The following is a 26,488-nucleotide window of genomic DNA, read 5'->3' on the forward strand; positions in this document are numbered from 1 at the left end:
ACTCGCCGATCGCCCGGCCGGCCACGACGAAACACTCAGCCCGGCAACGCAGAACGTCGCGCTGGGCGCTCAGTCGTTGACCATGGTGACGGCGCTCAACCGCGCGTTGCACGACGCGATGGCCGCCGACGATCGGGTGCTGGTATTCGGCGAGGATGTCTCGGTCGAGGGAGGAGTGTTCCGGGTAACCGAGGGGCTGGCCGCGGCGTTCGGCGAGACCCGCTGCTTTGACACGCCGCTCGCGGAGTCCGCCATCATCGGGGTCGCGGTGGGCCTGGCGCTGCGCGGCTTCGTACCGGTACCCGAGATCCAGTTCGACGGGTTTTGCTACCCCGCTTTCGATCAGGTGGTCAGCCACCTGGCGAAATATCGCACCCGCACCCGCGGCGAAATCAACATGCCGGTGACGGTGCGCATCCCCTCCTTCGGGGGAATTGGTGCCGCCGAACATCATTCGGATTCCACGGAGTCGTACTGGGCACATACCGCAGGCTTGAAGGTTGTGGTGCCGTCCAGCCCGGCTGACGCGTATTGGCTGCTGCGTCACGCGATCACGTGCCCGGACCCGGTCATGTATCTGGAGCCCAAGCGACGGTATCAGCGGCGCGGCCTGGTCGAGGTGACACGGCCCGAACCGCCGATCGGGCAGGCGATGGTGCGCCGGCCCGGCACCGACGTGACCGTCGTGACCTACGGCAGCTTGGTCAGCACCGCCGTCGGCGCCGCCGAAGAGGCGCAGCGGCAACGTGATTGGAGTCTAGAAGTCATCGATCTGCGCTCCCTGGTGCCACTCGACTTCGATACCGTCGCCTCGTCGATCCACCGGACCGGGCGCTGCGTGGTGATGCACGAGGGCCCGCGAAGCCTGGGGTATGGAGCGGGCTTGGCCGCCCGCATTCAAGAGGAATTGTTCTACGAGCTTGAGGCGCCGGTGTTGCGCGCGTGCGGGTTCGACACCCCATACCCGCCGGCGCGGCTGGAGAAGTGGTGGCTGCCCGGCCCCGACCGGCTGTTGGATTGCGTCGAACGCGTGTTGGCGCAGCCATGAACGAGGGGCGGGTCAAGTCGTTTCGGGTCCCCGACCTCGGCGAGGGACTCGAAGAAGTCACAGTGACGCAGTGGCACGTGGCGATCGGTGACGTCGTCGAGCTCAATCAGGTGCTGTGCACGGTGGAGACCGCCAAGGCCGAGGTGGAAATCCCGAGCCCATACGCCGGGCGGATCGTCGAAACGAATGGCGCCGAAGGCGATGTGGTCAACGTAGGAGCGGTGCTGCTGCAGATCGACACAGTGCCGCTCAGCGGTGACCCGCCCGACGTCGAACCCGCCGTGCCGACGCTGGTCGGCTATGGCGCCGACTCCGGCATCGACACCAGCCGGCGGCCCACCCGCCCACTGGCCGCCCCCCCGGTGCGAAAGCTGGCCAAGGAGTTGATGGTTGACCTCGATTCGGTGCAGCACGCCGCCGGCGCCATCATCACCCGGGAGGATGTGCTGGCGGCGGCTCGCGGGAACGGCAATGGCGCCGATGTCCGGCCGCTGCGGGGTGTGCAGGCCCGGATGGCGGAGAAAATGACGTTGTCGCACAGAGAGATTCCGGCAGCGAAGGTCGGTGTGGAGGTCGACTGCACCGAGCTGGCCAGACTGTCGGACCGGTTCAGCTCGGCGGCGGGGACCATATCGCCCTTCGTGCTGGTGTTGCGACTGCTGGTCATCGCGTTGCGCCACAACGAAATGCTGAACTCCACCTGGGTCGACTCGCCGCAGGGGCCACAGGTGCGCGTCGAGCATGATGTGCACCTGGGCATCGCCGTAGCCACCGACCGTGGGCTGCTGGTCCCGGTCATCAGGGAGGCCGACAGGAAGACGACCCGCGAACTGGCCGGCCGGGCAGCCGATTTGATCGCCGGTGCCCGTGCCGGCAGCCTGGGGCCGGCGGAGTTGCGGGGCTCGACGTTCACCGTGACGAATTTCGGGGCGCTGGGCGTGGACGACGGGGTGCCGGTAATCAATCACCCCGAGGCGGCCATCCTCGGCGTGGGTGCGATCAGGCCGCGGCCCGTGGTCGTGGACATGGAGATCGTGGCGCGCCCGACGATGTCGTTGACGTGCGTATTCGACCATCGCATCGCCGACGGGGCGCAAGCGGCGCAATTCATCTGCGAGTTAAGGGATCTGATCGAGTCGCCTGACATCGCACTGCTGGATCTGTAGGTCGCGCGTCAGGGGACGACGGTACGGCGCACCACGGCCTACCTGCGCTGCGCCGCGGCCAAACGCTGTGCGAATTCCGGCGATTGAATTGAATGGGACTGCGGCCCGAGCTCCGCGCGCATCGCGAGCTGATGTTGCTCGTTGTCCAGCGACCCCGGACTGACGGTGGCACGCATGGTGGCCTTGGTCGCCAGCACCACGTCCCGCGGTGCCGCCGCCGGCCCGGCGGCGAGCTCCAGTGCCGCGGCGACCGGATCGTCGGCCACACTCAGCGCCAACCCGTGCCGCACCGCGGCGTCGGCGTCGAAGCGCATGCCGAACAGCAGGGCCGCCCGGGCGACTTGCGGGCCGACCGCCCGCTGGAGCATCCACGTGGCACCTCCGCCGGGGTGCAGTCCCAGCTTCTGGAATCGCGCGTCGAACACGGCGGTGGGTCCGGCGATGCGCACATCGGCCGCCAGTGCCAAATTCAGGCCGGCGCCCACCGCGGCGCCGTTGACAGCAGCAATGGTGGGCAGCCGGCAGCTGCCGACGGCCATGAAGCCGTCATAAAGCTGTTGTAGGCCCGCCTCGGCTTCTCCACCGCCGGCAGCGCCAAGGGCGCTGAGATCGGCGCCCGCGCAGAACGCCTTGCCCGCGCCGGTGACCACCACGGCATGCACACCGGGATCGGCTTCGGCCCGCTCGACGGCCGCGCGCAGCTGTCCCGACGACTCGGCACTTATCGCATTTCGCCGGTCGGGGTCGTTGACGGTGATGAGCGCAACGCGGTTGGTGACCTCGAAGAGGATCGGTTCGGACTGGGCCATCGGGCACCTCCGGCTTCGCTTTCTGGCGGTGGATCGACCGCGGTTCATCGGCTGCAGCGCCACGGGCGAGGTAAGACTACTTCGCGCCGCACGCGCGGGGCGGGGCGGCACAAGCGTGATTTGCGAGAATCAGCAGGACAACGCGGGAATTCCATGTCGGCGAGCCATAGTATTTGCGCCTCGCATTGGCTGAGCGCTATTAGCCTGGGCCCGAAGCGCCTTCGGCAGTGCTGAGTGAAGGCGAAAGGATTTGCGGGGCGCGCGGCGGATATCGGAACGTAATGGTAATAATGGATTTATCAAACCGTTATCTGCCGCCTTCGGCGTTTCCGGCCAAATCCCTCAGCCGACCTGGCAAACGCATGGTGAGACACCGGCGCACTTGCTGGGGGTCGACGTCGACCGTCGGCTCGGTAGGGCCGTCGAAATTTGCGGGATCCGCTAGGGCTCGGGTCTTGCTAGCTTCTTCGCCAGCTCATCGAGTTGGGCTTGGCGCTCACGCACCGCACAGCCCCGCCGCTCGATGCGCGTTCCGTGTGGAATGGCTTTCGGCAGCGCATTACTACGCACCTTGTTGTTCGCATAATGGATTGCGGCGTCGATCATTTCGATGTATTGCTCCGCATCGTGCTCTGCGCAGGAACCCTCGATACGCTGGACTTCATCCCAACATGGATACGAAGAGTACCGGGCGTCGAGTTGATGTTGAGAGATCTGCGCCCCGAAGTAGCAGCGCCAGTCGCGACTCAACCAACCCCTCGTCTTGACTTCGACTTTGATTCGGCTGCCAACGCCGGCTATGAACGTCGGCTCCCCGACACGCACCACCGGCTGCCATTCATTCGTCGCCATATGTCGCCAACCCTCTCGAAGAGAAGACCCTCTAGCAAAAGCTCTCGAAGTAAGCGCCGTCTGCTCGTTCGACAACGGTGTCCAATGATTAAACCGCATTCTTTTCACATTGGCTTCTGTCTTTGCCCGATTATTGGGCAGTATGAAAGAACTCAGCAGTCGAGTCAGAGGTGGCCGGCCACGAATGTGGCGGCCTGACCCGGCATTGCGGACGCCTGGTAGGACAAGTGCGCCGCCGAGAAGATCTCATCGTGCGACGGCACCGCCAGGGGGCCGGGACCGCACACCGAATCGCCGGGCGCGCACAAGTCAATGGCCTTGGCCCCGTACCAAGGGCTGACCACGCTCACCGGCGCCCCCAGATACCGGTCCGACGGATTCCCGAACAGAGCGAGCGCGGCGACATGGTCCGCCTCGTCCGCCGTCAGTATCTGAGGAACCAAGCCCGCGATCTGTGCCTGGGCGATGGTGATCAGATCGATCACCATCGCGCCCTGTCCGTATCCGCCGAGCACCAGCTTGGTGTGGGGGCAGTTCGCCACCATGGATTGGACGTGAGCGTGAGCGTCGCCGGCGCCCGCGGACGCTGACGGGGCGAAATCCTCGTCGGCGGGGTAGTCGACCGCATACACCGGGAGGGACCGGCCCCCGACCTGATAACGCAAGGAGTCGATGAAGGCCTGTCCGACCCCGCCAATGCCGGGCGGCTCGGCGGTACCGCGGGCGAATGTCACCTCGACGTCCGGGCAGGGCGCGGCGGACGTGGAAATCGGCGGGCACAGCAGCGCCGCACCGGTTGTCACCACCGCGACACCCAGCAAACGCGCTAATCGGCGCGCCGTCATCTTCCAGATGCTAATTGACATTTCGTCGAATAGGGAGCGCGCCCGAGACGCCCAGGCGAACTCATACCCGGTCGGTGCCCCCGGCACGACTCGAACGTGCGACCTAGGGATTAGAAGGCCCTTGCTCTATCCACCTGAGCTACGGAGGCAATGTGCAGGTCAGTCTATCCAACCGCACCCGCGGTCCCGATTTCCCGCCGCCACGCGCGCGAAAACCCTTCCGCCACCGCAGTTATCGGTTATGGTGGGGACCCTCGACACACGCACAACATCGGCCGGCAATCGGCCGTTAACCGCAACGAGGCGTGTGCATAACGTCGAGGGGTGGCGTTGCAATGAGCGTGGCCAGTGCTTTGACTTCACACCGCTCGTGGGCGGGCGCCCAGGCGGCACGCCTGGCGGCCGAAGCCCGCGGTGCATATCAGCTGGGCAATCTGGTGCTCCGTGGCGGACCGTTCGCGCTCGGCTGCTTCGCCGGCTGGCTGTTCACCGAGTTTCCTCCGCACGTGGTGACCGGACACGCGCTGTCGCGGGTTGCCCATCCGTCCGTCGGCCGCGTCGGCACGGCGTGGGCGGCTCAGCGGGCGGATCGAACCCTCACCGCCGCCCTCGAGGAGTCCTTCGGATCCGAATTTCGCGAGCAGATCTGCCACCCCGCCGCCGTCGGCGCCCTGTGCGCGCCGCGCGGTCGGCTGTTGAGCAGGCCCGGGCCCCACCGCCGTTACGCGGCGCAGACTTCCGACATCTCCTACGGTCCGAGTCCTCGCGACAACCTGCTCGACGTCTGGCGGCGCGACGATTTGGCGCCCGGCTGCCGGGCGCCGGTGCTGATCCAAGTGCCGGGCGGAGCGTGGGCGCTGAACGGCCGGCGTCCGCAGGCCTACACGTTGATGAGCCGAATGGTCCAACTCGGTTGGATCTGCGTCTCGATCGACTACAGCAAGAGCCCGCGCGCCACGTTCCCCGCGCACCTCATCGACGTCAAAAGGGCGATCGCGTGGGTGCGGGAGAACATTGCCGACTACGGCGGCGACCCCGACTTCATCGCGATCACCGGCGGCTCGGCGGGCGGGCACCTGGCCTCCCTGGCGGCGCTCACCCCGAACGACCCCAGCTTTCAGCCCGGCTTCGAAGCCGCCGACACGACCGTGCAAGCGGTGGCGCCCTATTACGGCGTCTACGACTTCACCGATTTCGACAACATGCACGAACTGATGCTGCCGTTCCTCGAGCAATTCGTGATGAAGGCCCGCTATGCCGACGAGCCGGAGCGCTTCACGGCGGCGTCGCCGATTTCCTACGTGCACGGTGACGCGCCGCCGTTCTTTGTGCTGCACGGTGAGAAGGACGAATTGGTGCCCAGCGGACAGGCTCGCGCGTTCTGCGCGGCGCTGCGCGCGGCCGGCGCGGCCACAGTGGCCCACGCCGAACTCGGCAATGCCCACCACGCTTTCGACATCACGCCGACGGTCCGATCGCGGCTGGCCGCTGACGCCGTCGCCGACTTCCTCGGTGTCGTCTACGGGCGGCGCGTCGGCGCGCTGCTGGATTCACTGCCCCTGGCGGCCACGTCGGCCGGCTGAGCCCGCTCCCCAGTACTCGCCGCTCCTTTCACCAGCGGGGCAACCCGACTAGCGTTGGGTAGACGATTGGGGTTGGCGGGTCCAAGGCAGGAGGCTTCGACGGTGACAAGGTTGGCGCGTCGAACTGGTGACCATGGCTGAGCCCGTCGAGGCGATGAAGTTGTCCGACGAGCTCGGGCCGGTCGACTACTTACTGCACAGGGGAGAGGCGAACCCTCGCACCCGCTCGGGGATCATGGCGCTCGAGCTACTGGACACCACGCCGGACTGGGAACAGTTCCGAACCCGATTCGAAAACGCATCGCGACGGGTGCTGCGGCTGCGGCAAAAGGTCGTCGTACCGTCCCTGCCGACGGCGGCGCCGCGCTGGGTGGTCGATCCCGATTTCAACCTGGATTTCCACGTGCGTCGGGTGCGGATATCCGAACCCGGCACGCTGCGTGAGGTATTCGACCTCGCCGAGCTCATCCTGCAGTCGCCGATGGACATTTCGCGGCCGCTGTGGACGGCCACCCTGGTCGACGGTCTGGCCGACGGCAAGGCCGCGGCGCTATTGCATGTCAGCCACGCCGTCACCGACGGTGTGGGCGGGGTCCAGATGTTCGCCGAGATCTATGACCTCGAGCGCAATCCGCCGGCCAAGCCGACGCTGCCGCTGCCCGTACCGCAGGATCTGACATCCAATGACCTTATGCGCCAGGGCATTAACCACCTGCCCTTCGCCGTGGTCGGCGGCGTCATGAACGCGCTGTCGGGTGCGGTATCGGCGGCCGGGCGGGCGGTGCTGGAGCCGACGGCCACCGTTTCGGGGATCGTCGGCTACGCCATGTCGGGCATGCGGGTGCTCAACCGGGCCGCAGAGCCCTCGCCGCTGCTGCGGCGCCGCAGCCTCGCCACCCGCAGCGAGGCGATCGATATCCCGCTCGCCGACCTGCACAAGGCCGCAAAGGCCGGTGGCGGGTCGATCAACGACGCTTACCTCGCCGGACTGTGCGGCGCCTTGCGCCGCTACCACCAGGCGTTCGGCGTGCCGATCAGCACGTTGCCGATGGCCGTGCCGGTCAACCTGCGGGCCGAAGCGGACGGGGCCGGGGGCAACCGATTCACCGGTGTCAACCTGGCGGCGCCGATCGGTACCGCCGATCCCGTGTCGCGAATGAAGAAGATCCGTGCTCAGATGACGCAGCGCCGCGACGAACCCGCGATGAACATCATCGGCTCGATTGCCCCGGTACTCAGCGTCTTGCCGACCGCGGTGCTCGAAGGGATCACCGGCTCGGTGATCGGATCCGATGTGCAGGCCAGCAACGTACCGGTCTTCCCCGGCGACACGTACATCGCCGGCGCAAAAGTGTTGCGGCAGTATGGTATCGGTCCACTGCCCGGTGTGGCCATGATGGTGGTGCTGATTTCGCGCGGTGGGTGGTGCACCATCACGGTGCGCTACGACAGGGCCTCGGTGAAAAACGAGGCGTTGTTCGCCCAATGCCTGCTCGAAGGTTTCGACGAGATCCTGGCGCTGGCCGGTGATCCACCGCCCCGGGCGGTGCCCGCCTCGTTCACCGAGCCGGCCGTGTCCGCGCGATCGGCGGCGGGCTCATGAGCGCCTCGACGGAGCAGCCCGACGACCGCGCAACGCAAAACGCCGGGCAGGAGATGCGGTTGCCCGGCTCGGTGGCCGAGATCATGGCCAGCCCCGCGGGCGCCAAGATCGGTGCCTTCTTCGACCTGGATGGCACGTTGGTCGCCGGGTTCACTGCGATCATCTTGACCCAGGAGCGGCTGCTGCGCCGCGACATGGGCGTGGGAGAGCTGCTCGGCATGGTGCAGGCCGGCCTGAGCCACACCCTCGGCCGCATCGAATTCGAAGACCTCATCGGCAAGGCCGCCGGCGCGCTGACCGGGCGACTGCTCGACGACTTGGAAGAGATCGGCGAGCGGATGTTCGTTCAGCGGATCGAGTCGCGGATCTACCCGGAGATGCGCGAGCTGGTGCGCGCTCACATGGCTCGTGGTCACACCGTTGTGCTCAGCTCGTCGGCGCTGACCATCCAGGTAAACCCGGTCGCGCGTTTCCTCGGCATCCCCAACATGCTCACCAACAAATTCGAGACCACCGAAGACGGCATGCTCACCGGTGGCGTCGAGAAGCCAATCTTGTGGGGCCCGGGCAAAGCCGCTGCGGTGCAACGCTTTGCAGCCGAGCACGACATCGACCTCAAAGACAGCTATTTCTACGCCGACGGTGACGAGGACGTCGCCCTGATGTACCTGGTCGGCAATCCGCGCCCGACGAACCCTGAAGGCAAGATGGCCGCGGTGGCCAAGCGCCGTGGCTGGCCCATCCTGCGGTTCAGCAGCCGCGGCCCCGTGGGCCTGCGGCGGCAGCTGCGGACCCTCGCCGGCTTCGGCTCGATGTTCCCGGTCGCCGCGGGTGCGGTGGGCGTCGGTGTGCTGACCCGCAATCGGCGTCGCGGCGTCAACTTCTTCACCTCCAATTTCTCCCAGCTGTCGCTGGCGATCGCCGGTGTGCATCTCAACGTCATCGGCGAGGAGAATCTCACCGCGCAACGGCCGGCGGTCTTTATCTTCAACCACCGCAACCAGGTTGACCCAGTCATCACCGGCGCGCTGGTGCGCGACAACTGGGTCGGTGTAGGCAAGAAGGAGCTGCAAAAAGACCCCGTCATGGGCACGCTCGGCAGGCTCCTCGATGGCGTGTTCATCGACCGTGATGATCAGGCCGCCGCGGTGGAGATGTTGCACGAGGTCGAAGACCGTGCGCGCAGGGGACTTTCGATCGTGATCGCCCCGGAGGGCACCCGGGTCGACACAACCGAGGTCGGCCCGTTTAAGAAGGGGCCGTTTCGGATTGCGATGGCCGCGGGCGTCCCGATCGTCCCCATCGTGATCCGCAACGCCGAGCTCGTGGCCGCCCGGAACTCGACCGTCATCAACCCCGGGACCGTCGACGTCGCCGTCTTTCCGCCACTCTCGGTGCAGGACTGGACGCTCGATACGCTGCCGGAGCGCATCGCGGAGATCCGCCAGCTCTACCTGGACACGCTCGCCGACTGGCCCGTCGACGAACTTCCCGAGGTGGATCTGTACGCCGAGAACAAGGCGGCAGACAAGGCGCGGAGCCGGCCCGCCAAAGCACCGGCTAAGAAAGCGCCGGCCAAGAAGGCGCCCGCCAAGAAGGCACCCGCCAAGAAGGCGCCGGCCAAGAAGGCGGGGGCGAAGAAAGCAGCGGCGAAGAAGGCGGCGGCCAAGAAGACGCCCGCGAAGAAAGCCGCACCGAAAGCCAAGCCGCACAAGGCAAATCCGCACGAATCCCAGCCCGCGCTCAGAGACGGCGAGGCGCAACGACCCGCCGCCGAGGCGGCCGTCAACGCCGAGCCACCGGATTCGCCGCCTCGAGGGCATCCGTGACCGAACCGGCTGCAGACAGCAGCGCTGTTCTTACCGGAAGAGACTCGCTGGTATTGGCGTCGATGGCCTCGGCGGTCGAGATGGAACTGGTGACCGCGTGGCTGGATCACCAGCAAACCGACCATCCGGGAGCGGATTTCGGCTTGGTGAAGCTGCCTGCGCTCGACGCGCCGCCGGAAGCGATGACGGCCCTGGCCGAAGAGCTCGAATCCGGCCAGGACCGTTCGATCGTGCCGGTGCGAGTGTTCTGGCTGCCGGAGCCGGATCGCGGCCGTTTCGCCAAGCTGGTCGGGCTGCTTCCCAACCGGGATCCCTATCAGCCCAACCACCGTCAGCAAGAACAGATCGTGCGGACCGCTCCACAGCGCGCACGGGTGGTGGCCGGTGAGGCGGCCACCGTCTCCGAACTGCGCCGGCAGTGGCGCGACATCACGGTGGGAGAAGACAAGAACGACTTCGCCCAATTCGTGATCCGCCGCGCCATCTTGGCGATGGAACGCGTCGAGTACCGGATCCTCGGACCGCAGTACAAGTCGCCGCGGTTGGTGAAGCCGGAGATCCTGGCTTCCAACCGGTTTCGCGCCGGGCTGGCCAAAATCCCCGGTGCGACCGTCGATGAAGCCGGAAAGATGCTCGACGAACTCGCCACCGGGTGGAGCAGGGCATCGGTCGACCTCGTCGGGGTTCTCGGCAGGATGCTCAGCCGCGGGTTCGATCCCGAGATCGACTACGACGGTTATCAGGTCGCGGCGATGCGGGCCGGCCTGGAAGCGCACCCGGCGGTGCTGTTGTTCTCCCACCGCTCCTACATCGACGGCGCGGTGGTGCCGGTCGCCATGCAGGAGAACCGGTTGCCGCCGGTGCACGTGTTCGCAGGCATCAACTTGTCGTTCGGCGCCATGGGACCGTTGCTACGGCGTTCGGGTGTCATCTTCATCCGCCGCAACATCGGCAATGACCAGCTCTACAAGTACGTGCTGCGCGAGTACGTCGGTTACATCGTCGAGAAGCGGTTCAATCTGAGCTGGTCCATCGAGGGCACCCGCTCGCGAACCGGAAAGATGCTGCCGCCCAAGCTTGGCCTGCTGGCCTACGTCGCCGACGCCTACCTGGACGGCCGCAGCGAAGATATTCTGCTGCAACCGGTTTCGATCAGCTTCGACCAGTTGCACGAGACCGCCGAATACGCAGCGTACGCCCGCGGCGGTGAGAAGACGCCCGAAGGCGTGGGCTGGTTGTACAACTTCATCCGCGCCCAGGGTGAACGCAACTACGGCAAGATCTACGTCCGCTTCCCCGAAGCGGTGTCGATGCGGGAGTACCTAGGCGCTCCGAACGGCCCGCTGTCCCACGATTCGGACGCCAAACGTCTTGCGCTGCAGAAGATGTCGTTCGAGGTCGCCTGGCGGATTCTGCAGGCGACCCCGGTGACGGCAACGGGCCTGGTCTGCGCATTGCTGCTGACGACCCGGGGTGCGGCGTTGACGCTCGGCCAGCTGCACCACACCCTGCAGGACTCGCTGGATTACCTGGAACGCAAACAAGACCCGATGTCCACCAGCGCGTTGCGGCTGCGCACGCACGACGGGGTTCGCGCGGCGGTCGATGCGCTCTCCCACGGGCACCCCATCACCCGGGTCGACGGCGGCCGAGAACCGGTGTGGCGCATCGCGCCCGAAGAACAGCACGCCGCGGCCTTCTACCGCAACTCGGTGATCCACGCCTTCCTGGAGACGTCGATCGTCGAGCTGGCGCTGGCACACGCCCGCCACGCCGGCGGCGACCGCATGGGGGCCTTCTGGACCCAGGCGATGCGGTTGCGCGATCTGCTGAAGTTCGACTTCTATTTCGCGGACTCGACGACGTTCCGGGACCACATCGCCGAAGAGATGGCGTGGCACAACAATTGGGAAGCTCACGTCGCCGCCGGGGGTGACGAGATCCGCGCGCTGTTGTTCGCGAAGCGTCCGCTGATGGCCGAAGCGATGCTGCGGGTGTTCTTCGAGGCCTATGAGATCGTCGCCGATGTGCTGTGCGACGCACCGGCGGACATCGGACACAAGGAACTGACCGACTTGGCGCTGGGCGTCGGGCGGCAGTATGTGGCGCAGACCCGGGTCCGCAGCAGCGAATCGGTCTCGACGCTGTTGTTCGCCACCGCACGCCAGGTTGTCGAGGACCAGGACTTGATCGCGCCCGGCGCAGACCTGGCGGTAAGGCGAGGCGCCTTCCTGAAGGAGCTGCGCGACATCCTGCATGACTTCAACTACGTCGGACAGATCGCGCGCGATCAGTTCGTGGCCCGGGAGGAAAAGGCTCGCCGGGACCTGCTGAACAGCCAGGCACTGTAGCCGGCGGGCCCGCCCATACCCTGTACGTATGACCGTCGCCCCGCCGGCCGGCACGGCGCCGACCGAGGCCGCTGCCCGGCGCCGCACGCCGGTGTGGCCGGTGCTGGTCGGGGTGGCCGTGCTGGCGGGCTGCACGGCCGCCGGCATCGGGACGCTCTCGTTGGCCAGCGCGCTGACCGCGACGGGCCTACCCGATCCGGGCCAGGTGACCACGCTGGGGCTGCCCTTCGTCCGGGCGGCGGGTGAGATCGCCGCGGTAGTCGCGGTCGGCGCGTTTCTGTTCGCCGCATTTCTGGTGCCCCCGCAACGCAACGGTGTCCTGGACGCCGGCGGGTATCGGGCCCTTCGGCTAGGGACGGTGGCGTCGGGGGTGTGGGCGGTGTGTGCCGCCCTCCTGGTCCCGCTGACCATCTCCGACGTGTCCGGACATCCCGTCGCCGACATTCCCGCGACGCGGATGTGGTCGTTGGCGGGTCTGGTCACGAACGCCTCGGCCTGGCGTTGGACCGCGGTCTTGGCCGCGGTGATCACGCTGGCGAGCCTGTCGGTGCTGCGCTGGTCGTGGACGCCGGTCCTGGTCGCCGCCTCGGTGACGACGTTGATTCCGCTGGGGTTGACCGGTCACTCGTCGGCCGGCGGTTCGCACGACCTGGCCACCAATGGCCTGCTGATCCACCTCGTCGCCGCCAGCCTGTGGGCCGGTGGCCTGCTCGCCCTGCTTGCGCACGCGTTGCGTGGCGGCGATCACCTGGGGCTGGCCGCCCGGCGTTTCTCGATGATCGCGCTGTGGTGTTGGGTCGCGATGGCGGTGAGTGGCCTGGTCAACGCCCTGGTCCGGGTGCAGCCTTCTGACCTGCTCAGCACCGAGTACGGGCGGCTGGTGATCGCCAAGTTCGTCGCGTTGTGCCTGCTGGGCGGGCTCGGCTGGCGTCAGCGGCGCGTGAGTGTGGCTGCGCTGCAAACGGATCCGAGTCACGGGCGCGGCGCGTTGCTGAGGCTGACGTTGATCGAGGCCGCTGTTTTCGGCCTCACGTTCGGTATCGCCGTCGGCCTGGGTCGCACCCCACCGCCGCCACCGCCGGCGCGGCTGCCGTCGATTCCCGAAGCCGAGATCGGTTACGACTTCGACGGGCCACCGACCGTGGCGCGCATCCTGTTCGATTGGCGCTTCGACCTGATCTTCGGTTCGGCGGCCATCGTGTTCGCCGCCCTCTACGTGGCCGCCCTGGTTCGGTTGCGCCGCCGCGGCGACACCTGGCCACCGGGGCGCACCTCTTCTTGGCTGCTCGGCTGCCTGGTGTTGCTATTCGCCACGTCGTCGGGCGTTGGTCGCTATATGCCGGCGATGTTCAGCATGCACATGGTGGTCCACATGTGCCTGTCGATGTTGATCCCGATCCTGCTGGTGCTCGGCTCCCCCGTCACCCTGGCCTTGCGGGCACTGCCCGCCGCCGGCCGAGACGATCCGCCGGGCATGCGGGAGTGGCTGTTGGCCGCGCTGCATAGCCGCTTCTCTCGGTTCCTCACCAATCCGGTGGTGGCCACCGTGCTGTTCGTCGCCGGGTTCTACGGGCTGTATCTGTCGAACCTTTTCGACACCACCGCGAGCAGCCACGCCGGGCATCTGGCCATGAATGTGCATTTTTTGCTCAGCGGCTACCTGTTCTATTGGGTGGTGATCGGGGTCGATCCCACGCCGCGGCCAATTCCGCCGCTGGCGAAGGTGGCCGTGGTGTTCGCATCGCTGCCGCTGCACGCCTTTTTCGGGGTGGTGCTGATGGGCACCAAGAAGGTGCTCGGCGCCGACTATTACCGCTCGCTCGGCCTGAGTTGGCACACCGATCTGCTGGGCGATCAGCGCCTGGGCGGGGGCATCGCCTGGGCGGCGGGGGAATTCCCGCTGGTGATCGTCATGCTCGCGCTGCTCATTCAGTGGGCGCGCAGCGATCGCCGCACCGCAACACGATTGGACCGGGCCGCCGAGCGTGACGACGACGCCGAGCTGGTGGCCTACAACGCGATGCTTGCGCAGCTGGCGCATGGCGAGAAGCCCAAGCCGTCCGGCGCGGCCGACCCCGACTGATCCACAGTCCCGCTTTCGTCCACAGCTACGGCCGATCTCCGGGCCGTTTCCCGCGGCGTTCGTCGGTGGCGCCGCGCTAAATGGCGGCCATAGCCAATGCAATCGAGAAGGGATCAGCCCATGTTCGAAACTTCGCTTACCGTCGTCGGTCACATCGTCAACAACCCCGAGCGTCGACAGGTCGGCACCCAGGAGGTCATCAAGTTTCGCGTCGCCAGCAATTCCCGGCGCCGCACGGCCGACGGCGGTTGGGAGCCCGGCAATTCGCTCTTCATCAACGTCAATTGCTGGGGCAGGTTGGTCACCGGCGTGGGTGCCGCGCTCGGCAAGGGCGCGCCGGTGATCGTGGTGGGCCACGTGTACACCAGCGAATACGAGGACCGCGACGGCAACCGCCGGTCGTCGCTGGAGATGCGCGCCACCTCTGTCGGGCCCGACGTGTCCCGTGCGATTGTGCGCATCGAGCGCCCGGGCTACACCGGTCCGACGCCCACGGAGGCCATCGCACCGGCGGCGGATGAGCCCGACGCCGCTGGTGAGGACGCTGATGCCGATGACGTCGAGTCAGCTGACACCGGCCCGCTGCCGCTGACCGCTTAGCGGCGGGCCGCGGCTGCCGCGCGATGCCTAGGATGGTCCGCGAGATCACTGCACCAGAAAGGCATAACCGCGGCATGGCTGAGTTCATCTACACGATGAAAAAGGTCCGCAAGGCGCACGGCGACAAGGTGATCCTGGACGACGTCACGTTGAGCTTCTATCCAGGCGCCAAGATCGGTGTCGTTGGCCCCAACGGCGCCGGCAAGTCGAGCGTCTTGCGGATCATGGCGGGCCTGGACAAGCCCAACAACGGCGACGCCTTCCTGGCCAACGACGCGACCGTCGGGATCCTGCTGCAGGAGCCCCCGCTGAACGAGGAGAAGACCGTTCGCGGCAACGTCGAAGAAGGCCTGGGCGAGATCAAGGTCAAGCTCGACCGCTTCAACGAGGTCGCCGAGTTGATGGCCACCGACTACTCCGACGAGTTGATGGAGGAGATGGGCCGGCTGCAAGAGGAGCTCGACCATGCCGACGCGTGGGACCTCGATTCGCAGCTGGAGCAGGCCATGGACGCGCTGCGCTGCCCGCCGCCCGACGAGCCGGTGACCAACTTGTCCGGTGGTGAACGTCGCCGCGTCGCGCTGTGCAAATTGCTGTTGTCCAAGCCCGACTTGCTGCTCCTCGACGAGCCGACCAACCACCTGGACGCCGAGAGCGTGCAATGGCTCGAGCAGCACCTCGCCTCCTACGCGGGCGCGATCCTGGCGGTCACCCACGACCGGTACTTCCTCGACAACGTCGCCGAATGGATCCTGGAACTGGACCGCGGCCGCGCCTACCCGTACGAAGGCAACTACTCGACCTACCTGGAGAAGAAGGCCGAGCGGCTGGCGGTGCAGGGGCGCAAGGACGCCAAGCTGCAGAAGCGGTTGACGGAGGAGCTGGCGTGGGTGCGCTCCGGGGCCAAGGCGCGTCAGGCCAAGAGCAAGGCGCGGCTGCAGCGCTATGAGGAGATGGCCGCCGAGGCCGAGAAGACGCGCAAGCTCGACTTCGAGGAGATTCAGATCCCGGTCGGTCCGCGGCTGGGCAACGTCGTGGTCGAGGTCGACCATCTCGACAAGGGCTACGACGGCCGCACCCTGATCAAGGACCTCTCGTTCACGTTGCCGCGCAACGGCATCGTCGGTGTCATCGGGCCCAACGGGGTCGGTAAGACCACGCTGTTCAAAACCATCGTGGGCCTCGAGCAGCCGGACAGCGGCACGGTCAAGGTCGGCGAGACCGTCAAGCTCAGTTACGTCGACCAGACCCGCGCCGGAATCGATCCCAAGAAGACGGTGTGGGAAGTCGTCTCCGACGGGCTGGATCACATCGTCGTCGGCCAGACCGAAGTGCCGTCGCGGGCCTACGTGTCGGCGTTCGGGTTCAAGGGCCCAGACCAGCAGAAGCCGGCCGGCGTGCTCTCCGGTGGCGAGCGCAACAGGCTCAACCTCGCGCTGACCCTCAAGCAGGGCGGAAACCTCATCCTGCTGGACGAGCCCACCAACGATCTCGACGTCGAAACGCTGAGTTCCCTGGAGAACGCCCTCGAGCAATTTCCCGGCTGCGCGGTGGTGATTTCGCACGACCGATGGTTCCTGGACCGCACCTGCACCCACATCCTGGCTTGGGAGGGTGACGACGACAACGAGGCCAAGTGGTTCTGGTTCGAGGGCAACTTCGGCGCCTACGAGGAGAACAAAATCGAGCGACTCGGAGCCGAAGCGGCACGGCCGCACAGAGTGACCCACCGCAAGCTGACGCGGGACTAGTGTCAGCTCTGCCCCGCAGTGCCACGGAACGGGGCGACAGAGCGCACTGACAACCGTCGTGAGTTGGGAGCTATCGGCATGACGATCGATCCCGGAGCCCGACAAGGTCTCGAGCCGTGGACCAGCTTCAGCAAGCAACAGGACATTCCTGAGTGGATCTCGAAAGCCTACGTAGAGAGCTATCGGGGTCCGCATAGCGACGAGCCGGGGGGCGCGGAAACCAGGCCCATCGACCTGACCGTGCCGACGGCCATCGTGACCCCGGCCATGCTGAGCGCGCACTATCGACTCGGCCTGCACCGCCCCGACGGCGAAAGCCGCGTCGCGGTGTACTCCGCGGAAGACCCAGCCGGGTTCGGCCCCGCCCTGCAAGTGGTCACCGATCACGGCGGCATGCTGATGGACTCCGTGACCGTGTTGCTACACCGGCTCGGGGTGCCGTACACGGCAATCATGACGCCGGTGTTCGAAGTCAAGCGCAGCCCCGAGGGGGACCTGCTGCGCGTCGAGGCGAAAGCGGAAGGCGCATCGCAGTACGCCGGCGAGGCGTGGATACACGTGCAGCTGCTGCCGTCGGTCGACAGCAAGGGGCTCAACGAGGTCGAACGGCTGCTGCCCAAGGTGCTGGCCGACGTTCAACAGGTCGCCAGCGACGCGGCGAGTTTGATCGCCGCGCTGAACGATCTGGCCGCCCAAGTCGAGGCCAACGCCGACGACCACTTCTCGGCGCCGGACCGCGACGACGTCGCCGCGCTGCTGCGGTGGCTGGTCAACGGAAACTTCCTGCTGCTCGGCTACCAGCGGTGCCACGTGCACGACGGGCAGGTCTCCGGCGACGGGACGCCCGGCCTCGGCGTCCTGCGCACCCGCACCGGCTCGCGCCCCCGGCTGACCGACGACGACAGGATGCTGGTGTTGGCGCAGTCCGTGGTCGGCAGTTACCTGCGCTACGGCGCCTACCCGTACGCCATCGCGGTTCGCGAATATGTCGACGGCGCCGCGATCGAGCACCGCTTCGTCGGGCTGTTCACGGTGGCCGCGATGAACGCCGATGTCTTAGAGATTCCGACGATTTCGCGCCGGGTCCGCGAAGCGCTGGCCATGGCCGACAGCGACCCGATACACCCGGGCCAGCTGCTGCTCGACGTCATCCAGACCGTTCCCCGCTCGGAGCTGTTCACGCTCAGCGCCGAACGACTGCTGGCGATGGCCAAGGCGGTGGTGGATCTGGGACCGCAACGAAACGCGTTGCTGTTTCTGCGCGCCGACCGCCTGCAGTATTTCGTTTCCTGCCTGGTGTATCTGCCCCGCGATCGCTACACCACGGCCGTGCGGCTGCAGATCGAAGACATCCTGGTGCACGAATTCGGTGGCACCCGATTGGAGTTCACCGCGCGGGTCAGCGAATCACCTTGGGCGCTAATGCATTTCATGGTTCGTCTGCCTTCCGATGCGCCAGACTCGGCGCCGGTCGACGTTTCCGAAGACAACCGGATCCGCATTCAGGCATTGCTGAGCGAAGCCGCGCGAACCTGGACCGACCGGTTGGTCGCCGCGGCCGCCGACGGCTCGGTGGGGCACGCCGACGCCGAGTATTACGCGGGCGCCTTCCCCGAGGTCTACAAGCAAGCCGTCACCCCGGCCGATGCCATCGACCACATCGCCATCATCAATGGGCTGCAGGACAACTCGGTCAAGCTGGTGTTCGTCGAAGGCGACGACGGGACCGCGCAGCTGACCTGGTTCATGGGGGGACGCACCGCCTCGCTGAGCCAGCTGTTGCCGATGCTGCAGAGCATGGGTGTGGTGGTGCTCGAGGAGCGCCCGTTTACGGTCAACCGGTCCGATGGCCTGCCGGTGTGGATCTATCAGTTCAAAATCTCACCGCACCCCACCGTTCGGCTGGCCTCGACGCAAGCAGAGCGCGACGCGATGGCGGAGCGGTTCGCCGACGCGGTCACCGCGATCTGGCAGGGCCGCCTCGAGATCGACCGGTTCAACGAGTTGGTGATGCGCGCGGGCCTGCAATGGCAGCAGGTCGTGCTGTTGCGGGCCTACGCAAAGTATCTGCGGCAGGCGAACTTTCCCTACAGCCAGTCTCACATAGAGTCGGTGCTCAACGAACACCCCTCGACCGCACGATCGCTGGTCGCGCTGTTCGAGGCGCTGTTCGACCCGAGCCCCGATTCGTCGGCGAACCGCGATGCGCAGGCCGCCGCCGGGGCGGTCGCCGCAGACATCGACGCGCTGGTGGGCCTGGACACCGATCGCATCCTGCGGGCCTTCGCATCGCTGGTGCAGGCCACGTTGCGCACCAATTACTTTGTCACAAGGGAGGGTTCGGCGCGGGCCCGCAACGTGCTGGCGATCAAGCTGGACGCCCAGCTGGTCGACGAGCTACCGCTGCCGCGCCCGAAATACGAGATCTTCGTCTACTCGCCCCGGGTCGAAGGCGTGCACCTGCGGTTCGGGCCGGTGGCCCGCGGCGGCCTGCGCTGGTCTGACCGTCGCGACGACTTCCGCACCGAAATCCTGGGCCTGGTCAAAGCCCAAGCGGTCAAGAACGCCGTCATCGTGCCGGTGGGCGCCAAGGGGGGATTCGTCCTCAAGCGGCCCCCGCTGCCCACCGGCGATGCCGCGGCCGACCGCGAGGCCAGCCGCGCCGAGGGGGTCGCCTGCTACCAGCTGTTCATCTCCGGCCTGCTCGATGTCACCGACAACGTCGACCACGCGACCGGGAAGGTCAGCCCCCCAACGGAAGTCATTCGGCGCGACGGCGACGACGCGTACCTGGTGGTGGCGGCGGACAAAGGCACCGCCACCTTCTCCGACATCGCCAACGATGTCGCGAAGTCCTACGGATTCTGGCTGGGTGACGCGTTCGCCTCCGGCGGGTCGGTCGGATACGACCACAAGGCCATGGGTATCACCGCCAAGGGTGCGTGGGAGGCCGTCAAACGGCACTTCCGCGAGATGGACGTCGACACGCAGACCGAGGACTTCACCGTGGTGGGCATCGGCGACATGAGCGGCGACGTCTTCGGCAACGGCATGCTGCTGAGCAAGCACATCAGGCTGCTCGCCGCCTTCGACCACCGGCACATCTTCCTGGATCCCGACCCCGACGCCGCGCGTTCGTGGGAGGAACGCCAACGGATGTTCGACCTGCCGCGGTCCAGCTGGGAGGATTACGACGCGTCGCTGATCAGTGCGGGCGGCGGGGTGTACAGCCGTGAGCACAAGGCGATTTCGGTCAGCCCGCAGGCCCGCGCTGCGTTGGGCATCGAGGGGCCGGAGGAGGGGGCCACCGAGATGACCCCGCCCAATCTGATCAAGGCGATTCTGCAGGCGCCGGTGGACCTGCTCTTCAATGGCGGCATCGGCACCTACATCAAGGCGGAGTCCGAATCCGACGCCGACGTCGGCGACCGCGCCAACGATCCGGTCCGGGTCAACGGAAGCCAGGTGCGCGCCAAGGTGATCGGCGAAGGCGGCAACCTGGGGGTGACCGCGCTGGGTCGCGTCGAGTTCGACTTGGCGGGTGGCCGGATCAACACCGACGCCATGGACAATTCGGCCGGTGTGGACTGTTCGGACCACGAGGTCAACATCAAAATCCTGATCGACTCCCTGGTGACCGCCGGCAAGGTCGAACCCGAGGAGCGAAAACCGCTGCTGGAGTCGATGACCGATGAGGTCGCGCAGCTGGTGCTCGCCGACAATGAAGACCAGAACGACCTGATCGGCACCAGCCGCGCGAACGCGGCGAGCCTGCTGCCCGTGCACGCCATGATGATTCAGTACCTGGTCGACCAGCGCGGCATCCACCGCGACCTGGAGGCACTGCCCTCGGAGAAGGAGATCGCGCGGCGCGCCGAGGCCGGCATCGGGCTCACCTCGCCGGAGATGTGCACCCTGATGGCCCACGTGAAGCTGGGTCTCAAGGAGGAGATGCTCGAGACGGAGCTGACCGAGCAGGACGTGTTCGCCTCCCGACTACCGCTGTACTTTCCAAAACCCTTGCGGGAGCGGTTCACTCCAGAGATCCGGGCGCATCAGCTGCGCCGCGAGATCGTCACCACCATGCTGATCAACGACCTGGTGGACGCCGCCGGGATCAGCTACGCCTTCCGGATCGTCGAGGACGTCGGCGTCGGGTCGGTCGACGCGGTGCGCACCTATGTCGCCACCGACGCCATCTTTGGGGTGGGAGCGATATGGCGGCGCATCCGCGCGGCGAATCTTCCTGTCGCACTGTCGGATCGGCTCACGCTGGACACCCGGCGGCTGATCGACCGGGCGGGGCGCTGGCTGCTCAACTACCGTCCGCAGCCGCTGGCGGTCGGCGCCGAGATCAACCGGTTCGCCGCCAAGGTCCAGGCGCTGACGCCGCGCATGTCGGAGTGGCTGCGCGGTGACGACAAGGCCATCGTCGAAAAGGAAGCCGCGGAATTCACCTCCCAGGGCGCGCCAGAAGACCTCGCCTATTCGGTGGCCGCCGGGCTCTACCGCTTCAGCCTGCTCGACATCATCGACATCGGCGACATCAGCGACATCGATGCCGCCGAGGTCGCCGATACCTACTTCGCGCTCATGGACCGGCTCGGCACCGACGGGCTCCTGACGGCGGTATCCGAACTGCCTCGACGCGACCGCTGGCACTCCCTGGCGCGCTTGGCGATTCGTGACGACATCTATGCCTCGCTGCGATCGCTGTGCTTCGATGTGCTGGCCGTAGGGGAGCCGGACGAAAGTGGTGAAGAGAAGATCGCCGAGTGGGAGCACCTGAGTGCCTCGAGAGTCGAGCGGGCCCGCCGAACGCTGATCGAGATCCAGGAAAGCGGGAACCGGGATCTCGCGACACTGTCGGTCGCCGCGCGGCAAATCCGTCGCATGACCCGCACCAGTGGAAGAGGATCATCAAGTTGAGCGTCGGCTTCGTCGCGCCCGTGCCAGTGCGCTGGTCGGACATCGACATGTATCAGCACGTCAACCACGCCACCATGGTCACGATCCTCGAGGAGGCGCGCGTCCAGTTCCTCCGAGAGGCGTTCGAGGTCGATATTCTGACCATCGGGTTGCTCATCGCCGAGGTCAAGGTGACCTACAAAGGCCAGCTGCGGCTGGTGGATTCGCCGCTGCAGGTGACCATGTGGACCAAGCGGTTGCGGGCGGTCGACTTCACGCTGGGCTACGAGGTGCGCTCGGTCGGCGCGGATCCGGAGTCGAAGCCCGCCGTCATCGCCGAGTCGCAACTGGCCGCCGTGCATATCGAGGAGGAGCGACTGGTGCGCCTCTCGCCACAACATCGGGAGTATCTGCAACGGTGGATCAGGTAGCCGAGCGAGGATTATGGCTGGGCGCCGACGCCATGGACGCCCACCGCAGGGATCTGGCCGCGTTCGTCGACCGCGCACTGCGACTCGACGACGCCGCGATCATCCGATTCCGGACCCGATCCCCGGGGCTGCTGACGGCCTGGGTAGCAACGGGTTTCGACGTGCTGGCCAGCAGGGTGGTGGTCGGTGAGGCGCGGCCCGGCGATCTGTCGGTGGGCGCGGACGCGCTGGCGCGCGGCCTTTCCGCGATGGACGCCTCGGGTTACGTCGATCCTGGCTTCGCGATGGATTCGGCGTGGCGCGGTGCGTTGCCGCCGGAATCCGGCTTCACCCACCTCGAGGACATACCGGCCCGGGTGATGCTGGACTTGGCGCAACGCGGTGCCCAACTCGCCAAGCAGCACAGCGGTTCTCATGGCCCGCCGGTGTCGCTGCTCGATCAGGAGGTCGTTCAGGTCAGCTCGGCCGACGTGCGCGTCGGGCTACCTATGCGCTGCGTGTTCGCGTTGACCGCGATGGGTTTTCTGCCGCAGTCGCCCGATGCGGTCGCCGCCGACGAATTGATCCGCGTCCGGATATTGCCGACGTGGTTGCGCCTGGACGCCCGGTTCGGTTCGGTGTATCGCCGCCGCGGCGATCCCGCGCTGCTACTGGGCTGACGCGAGCCGGGCGTGAGCGATTTGTCAAACGGATCACGCTGAGTTTAAGCCGAATGCGGGCCGGCGGATCAGGGGCCGTAGCGCAGCCACAGCGGCAGCACGGCGTCGAGATGGTCCATGAATTTCTTCAGGCCCACGCGAAACTGCCCGTAGCCGTAGGGGTCTTCGGCGTACTGGGGGAACGCGATGCCCACCCCGAACAGGCCGGGGGCCAGTATTCCGTTGATGGGGTTGTAGTCCAGCCGCCCCCACTGCGGCGTCTCGGGCAACTTCCTGCGCTCGAAACCGACGGTGTAGACCACGCGGTCGCACTGCGCCAGTTTCTCGTCGAATTGCGGGCTCGATACCCAGCAGCGTTCGAGGCCGTCGGGGAGTGCCCCGTCGATGTTCTCGCGCGCCCAGACGGCCGCCTGGCCCTTCAGCCCTGTGTCGTCAAACAGGATCCAATCGTCCAGATAGACAGCGTATTTCAGGGGGCTTCGGTAGAAATTGATGATGCGTTTGACGGGGTGGCGCAGCAGGTTCGGCAGCACGATCATCGACGAGTGCGACGAGCCGAACACGGCGACCGTCGCACCTTCGAGTGATTCTTCGGCCAGCCTGTCGGGGTCCAGGGCGACCTGGACGGGTATCTCCTCGAGGTCGGGGTGGCAAAGCTTTTTGGGATCCGCGCCGACGGCCAGGACCACATTCTCGGCGAAGATGTCGCGCTGTTCGGTCTCGACCCGCCATTGCCTGTTCGCCAAGAACAGCGCGGTGGCGGTCGTCGTCAAGGCGTCGACCTGCTCACGCAACTGCTCGGTGATCCACACCAGGGGTTCGGCGACCAGGCCGAGCGCACAGGTCTCTTGTGGATCGATCTCCTTGAGCGGCATCGGCGGTGCTTCGGAGAACCGAAAGGCCTTGGAGCCGTTGAAGTACTCGAGGAAGAGCGCGACATGGGTGTTGCTGGAAACAGACCGCCACTTCTGGCCGATGTCGCCGCCGGCGAAGGCCGGATCGATCCAGGCGATCCGTTTGCCCGCAACTCCGTGATCCAGCAGCCTTCCCACCGCGGCGATGCCCGCCGGCCCGGCACCGATCACTGTCCACTCGTAGGAAGCCATGCACAACATATAGAGCAGTCCGCCGCGAAATGCTCACCGTCGATTCGGCGGTGTGACCCCGGGCCGGCTACGCCAGCCAGGCCGCGGAATCGGGTGGCAGTTTTCCACCCAGCAGCGGTGCGCTCGCCAACATCAGCTCGCCGGGCGGCAGCGGCACCGGCGATTCGCCGGCGTTGAGCGCGCAGACCAGCCCACCGGGGCGCCGGAAGATCACCACGTCGCCGGGCGCATCCAGCCACTCGACGCCGTCGCCGTCGAATTCCACGCGGCGCTTTCGCAATTCGATCGCCCGCTGGAAGAACGACAGGGTCGAGTCGGGATCGCCGCTCTGCTTCTCGACGGTCAGTGCCGCCCATTGGGCGGGCATCGGCAACCACGTCTGCGACGACGACGAGAACCCGAACGGCGGCTCCTGACCCGACCACGGCATCGGCACCCGGGACTTGTCGCGCCCCCGCTCGGTGTGTCCGGACCGTTCCCAGGTCGGGTCCTGCAGCACCTCCTCGGGCAGATCCAGCACGTCGGGCAGGCCCAATTCTTCGCCGTTGTAGATGAACACCGTGCCCGGCAGGGCGAGCATCGCCAACGCCATGGCCCGAGCCCTGCGCAGCCCGACCTCGCCGCCGCCGTAACGGGTCACCTCGCGTTCCACGTCGTGGTTCGACAAGGTCCAGGTCGGGACGGCGTCATAGATCGCGGTGGCCGCGAGCGAGTTCTCGATGGCGTCACGGATCTCGCCGGCGTCGAAGCCGACCTTGGTCAACCGGAAATTGAAACCCAGATGCAGTTCGTCCGGCCGCAGGTACTCGGCCCACAGCTGGTTGTCCATCACCCACACCTCGCCGATGGTCACCGCCCCGGGGTACTCGTCGACGACCTTGCGGATTTTGCGGTGGATGTCGTGCACACCCGCGTTGTTGAAACGCGGGTCGTCGTCCGTGTGCCTCAGCACCTTGACGTCGGCCTTGGCGTCGGGCAGGCCGGGCGGCTTGGCCATCCCGTGCGCCACGTCGATGCGGAAGCCGTCCACCCCCCGGTCCAGCCAGAACCGCAGCGACGTGGCGAAGTCCTCGAAGACCTCCGGATTCTCCCAATTCAGGTCCGGCTGCTCGGCATCGAAGAGGTGCAGGTAGTACTGGCCCGGGTTGCCGTCCGGCTCGACCACCCGCGTCCAGGCGGATCCGCCGAACACCGACGTCCAGTTGTTCGGTGGCAGCGCCCCGTCGGGCCCCTTGCCGTCGCGGAAGTGGTAGCGCTCCCGCGCGTCGGTACCCGGGCCGGCGGCCAGCGCCGCCTGGAACCACGCGTGCGCGGAGCTGGTGTGGTTGGGCACCACGTCCATGGTGATCTTGATGCCCCGCCGGTGCGCCGCCGCGATCAGCCGGTCGATCGCGGGCATCCCGCCGAACAGGGGGTCGATGTCGCGCGGGTCGGCGACGTCATAGCCGTGGTCGGCCATCGGGGAGACGGTGACCGGGCTGAGCCAGATCGCGTCGATGCCGAGCCGCTCCAGGTGATCCAGATGGGCGACGATTCCGTCGATGTCGCCGACGCCGTCACCGTTGCTGTCGGCGAACGATCGCGGATAGACCTGGTAAAAGACCGCGTTCGACCACCATGCTGCGGGGCTCATGCTGCTCCGTTCGGTTGCGAGGCATCTAGAAGGGCGAATTGACCAGCGAGTCGGCGGCCATCTCCAGGTAGTTGAGCAACTCGCGGCGGTGCTCGTCGTCGAGCGTCTGCGAATCGATCGACGCGACGGCGGTGTGCATGCACCGCAGCCACGCGTCGCGCGCCAGGGGAGTGATGCGGAAGGGCACGTGGCGCATCCGCAGTCGGGGGTGTCCGCGGCGGTCGGAGTAGGTGCGCGGGCCGCCCCAATACTGCTCGAGGAACATCCGCAAGCGTTCCTCCGCGCCCTCGAGGTCGTCCAGCGGGTACAGCTCGCGCAGGATCTCGTCTTCGGGGACCTGGGCGTAAAAGCGGGACACGATCGCGTGGAAAGTCTCGGCACCGCCGACCGCGTCGTAGAAGGACTCTGTCACCTGATCCATCGCCGTCCATTGTGGTGCATCCTCGCGGCACCAAGCGGAGGCGGCCCGGCCCCATGCCTGGTGTTCACCGGATCGACACGGCGGTCACCTGCAATAGGGGTGCGATCGGCGGCGAATCATGGTGGACTGTTCGCGGAGGATCTATGGCGCAGGGCAACAGACGCCGCAGGCACCGCAGTCAGGTAGCCGCGGCAGGGTCAACCGGGCCCACAACCGCGTCGTCGCTGCATAGTGTTGAGATCCATCCGCCCGTCCGCTCGGAGGGTGCTTCCCTGTGGAGTCGCCGGCGGGTCCTGCTGCTGAATTCCACCTATGAGCCGCTGACGGCGCTGCCGCTGCGCCGCGCGATCGTCATGGTGATCTGCGGAAAGGCCGACGTGGTACACCACGATCCGGCCGGCCCCGTCATCCACTCGGCTACCAACTCGATCGTGGTGCCCTCGGTGATCCAGCTGCGGTCCTACGTTCGGGTTCCTTACCGGGCGCGCGTCCCGATGACCCGCGCCGCGCTGATGCACCGCGACCGGTTCTGCTGCGCCTATTGCGGGGCGAAGGCGGACACCGTCGACCATGTGCTGCCCCGCAGCCGCGGCGGTGACCATTCCTGGGAGAACTGCGTCGCGTGCTGCTCGACGTGCAACCACCGCAAGGGCGACAAGCTGCTCAGCGAGCTCGGCTGGGCACTGCGCCGCCCGCCGCTGCCGCCGACCGGGCAGCATTGGCGGCTGCTGTCGACGGTCAAGGAACTGGATCCGGCGTGGGCCCGATACCTGGACGAGGGCGCCGCCTGATCGGCGATCGGGTGTCCGG

Annotated in this window: 19 protein-coding genes and 1 tRNA gene; 13 read left to right on the forward strand and 7 right to left on the reverse strand. The window is 66.8% G+C overall.

Features of this window, described 5'->3' with window-relative positions:
* Together AC5Y4T_RS24090 and AC5Y4T_RS24095 are read left to right on the forward strand one after the other, a co-directional pair.
* On the forward strand, window positions 1-1,048 hold a 1,048-nt coding region (locus tag AC5Y4T_RS24090; RefSeq protein WP_499955809.1), incomplete at its 5' end, for an alpha-ketoacid dehydrogenase subunit beta.
* Window positions 1,045-2,214: a dihydrolipoamide acetyltransferase family protein gene (locus AC5Y4T_RS24095; RefSeq protein ID WP_499955811.1), complete on the forward strand. Its 1,170-nt coding sequence runs from the start codon at window positions 1,045-1,047 to the stop codon at window positions 2,212-2,214. The genes AC5Y4T_RS24090 and AC5Y4T_RS24095, both read left to right, overlap by 4 nt.
* Window positions 2,215-2,252: 38 nt before the next feature.
* Here the strand turns inward: AC5Y4T_RS24095 and AC5Y4T_RS24100 are convergent, their stop codons facing one another.
* The 4 genes from AC5Y4T_RS24100 to AC5Y4T_RS24115 form a co-directional block, all read right to left on the reverse strand.
* Window positions 2,253-3,023 carry an enoyl-CoA hydratase gene (locus AC5Y4T_RS24100; protein ID WP_499955813.1) on the reverse strand — a complete coding sequence of 257 codons (771 nt, stop codon included), beginning with the start codon at window positions 3,021-3,023 and terminating at the stop codon, window positions 2,253-2,255.
* Window positions 3,024-3,464: 441 nt separating this feature from the next.
* Window positions 3,465-3,875 carry a hypothetical protein gene (locus tag AC5Y4T_RS24105; RefSeq protein WP_499955815.1) on the reverse strand — a complete coding sequence of 137 codons (411 nt, stop codon included), beginning with the start codon at window positions 3,873-3,875 and terminating at the stop codon, window positions 3,465-3,467.
* A gap of 164 nt (window positions 3,876-4,039) precedes the next feature.
* Window positions 4,040-4,720, reverse strand: coding sequence for a cutinase family protein (locus AC5Y4T_RS24110; RefSeq protein WP_499955817.1), 681 nt, complete (start codon window positions 4,718-4,720; stop codon window positions 4,040-4,042).
* A gap of 75 nt (window positions 4,721-4,795) precedes the next feature.
* Window positions 4,796-4,869 (reverse strand) — tRNA-Arg (locus AC5Y4T_RS24115).
* Between the two features lie 186 nt (window positions 4,870-5,055).
* Here AC5Y4T_RS24115 and lipQ point away from each other — a divergent pair.
* The 10 genes from lipQ (at window position 5,056) to AC5Y4T_RS24165 (ending at window position 22,518) form a co-directional block, all read left to right on the forward strand.
* Window positions 5,056-6,303 (forward strand): esterase LipQ, encoded by a 1,248-nt coding sequence (lipQ, locus tag AC5Y4T_RS24120; RefSeq protein WP_499915321.1) that lies wholly within the window; start codon window positions 5,056-5,058, stop codon window positions 6,301-6,303.
* 133 nt (window positions 6,304-6,436) lie between these two features.
* Complete coding sequence (locus AC5Y4T_RS24125) at window positions 6,437-7,906, forward strand: WS/DGAT/MGAT family O-acyltransferase (RefSeq protein ID WP_499950113.1); 1,470 nt, start codon at window positions 6,437-6,439, stop codon at window positions 7,904-7,906.
* On the forward strand, window positions 7,903-9,735 hold the full coding sequence (locus AC5Y4T_RS24130; protein ID WP_499955819.1) for an HAD-IB family hydrolase: 1,833 nt from the start codon (window positions 7,903-7,905) through the stop codon (window positions 9,733-9,735). The genes AC5Y4T_RS24125 and AC5Y4T_RS24130 overlap by 4 nt, the downstream gene beginning before the upstream one ends.
* Complete coding sequence (locus AC5Y4T_RS24135) at window positions 9,732-12,086, forward strand: glycerol-3-phosphate 1-O-acyltransferase (RefSeq protein ID WP_499955821.1); 2,355 nt, start codon at window positions 9,732-9,734, stop codon at window positions 12,084-12,086. The genes AC5Y4T_RS24130 and AC5Y4T_RS24135 overlap by 4 nt, the downstream gene beginning before the upstream one ends.
* A 28-nt stretch (window positions 12,087-12,114) precedes the next feature.
* The gene (locus AC5Y4T_RS24140) at window positions 12,115-14,169 is read left to right on the forward strand and encodes a bifunctional copper resistance protein CopD/cytochrome c oxidase assembly protein (RefSeq protein ID WP_499955822.1); all 2,055 of its coding nucleotides are present in this window, start codon (window positions 12,115-12,117) and stop codon (window positions 14,167-14,169) included.
* Between the two features lie 120 nt (window positions 14,170-14,289).
* Complete coding sequence (locus AC5Y4T_RS24145; RefSeq protein ID WP_499955824.1) at window positions 14,290-14,769, forward strand: single-stranded DNA-binding protein; 480 nt, start codon at window positions 14,290-14,292, stop codon at window positions 14,767-14,769.
* Window positions 14,770-14,843: 74 nt separating this feature from the next.
* Window positions 14,844-16,520, forward strand: coding sequence for an energy-dependent translational throttle protein EttA (ettA, locus tag AC5Y4T_RS24150; protein WP_067357433.1), 1,677 nt, complete (start codon window positions 14,844-14,846; stop codon window positions 16,518-16,520).
* A gap of 78 nt (window positions 16,521-16,598) precedes the next feature.
* Window positions 16,599-21,449, forward strand: coding sequence for an NAD-glutamate dehydrogenase (locus tag AC5Y4T_RS24155; protein WP_499955826.1), 4,851 nt, complete (start codon window positions 16,599-16,601; stop codon window positions 21,447-21,449).
* On the forward strand, window positions 21,446-21,859 hold the full coding sequence (locus AC5Y4T_RS24160; RefSeq protein ID WP_499915334.1) for an acyl-CoA thioesterase: 414 nt from the start codon (window positions 21,446-21,448) through the stop codon (window positions 21,857-21,859). The genes AC5Y4T_RS24155 and AC5Y4T_RS24160 overlap by 4 nt, the downstream gene beginning before the upstream one ends.
* Window positions 21,860-21,891: 32 nt before the next feature.
* Window positions 21,892-22,518 (forward strand): DUF8185 domain-containing protein, encoded by a 627-nt coding sequence (locus AC5Y4T_RS24165; RefSeq protein WP_499955844.1) that lies wholly within the window; start codon window positions 21,892-21,894, stop codon window positions 22,516-22,518.
* Between the two features lie 68 nt (window positions 22,519-22,586).
* On the opposite strand, the gene AC5Y4T_RS24170 is transcribed toward AC5Y4T_RS24165, so the two are convergent.
* The 3 genes from AC5Y4T_RS24170 to AC5Y4T_RS24180 form a co-directional block, all read right to left on the reverse strand.
* The gene (locus tag AC5Y4T_RS24170) at window positions 22,587-23,603 is read right to left on the reverse strand and encodes a pyridine nucleotide-disulfide oxidoreductase (protein ID WP_499955846.1); all 1,017 of its coding nucleotides are present in this window, start codon (window positions 23,601-23,603) and stop codon (window positions 22,587-22,589) included.
* 88 nt (window positions 23,604-23,691) lie between these two features.
* Window positions 23,692-25,257, reverse strand: coding sequence for a glycoside hydrolase family 13 protein (locus AC5Y4T_RS24175; protein ID WP_499955828.1), 1,566 nt, complete (start codon window positions 25,255-25,257; stop codon window positions 23,692-23,694).
* A 25-nt stretch (window positions 25,258-25,282) separates the two neighbouring features.
* Window positions 25,283-25,669, reverse strand: a complete 387-nt coding sequence (locus AC5Y4T_RS24180) for a globin (protein ID WP_156745326.1) — start codon at window positions 25,667-25,669, stop codon at window positions 25,283-25,285.
* 152 nt (window positions 25,670-25,821) lie between these two features.
* Here AC5Y4T_RS24180 and AC5Y4T_RS24185 point away from each other — a divergent pair, with 152 nt between their 5' ends.
* Window positions 25,822-26,469 (forward strand): HNH endonuclease, encoded by a 648-nt coding sequence (locus AC5Y4T_RS24185; RefSeq protein WP_499955830.1) that lies wholly within the window; start codon window positions 25,822-25,824, stop codon window positions 26,467-26,469.
* The last annotated feature ends 19 nt before the right edge of the window (window positions 26,470-26,488 follow it).

The sequence above is a fragment of the Mycobacterium sp. NGS11 genome, assembly GCF_059813315.1.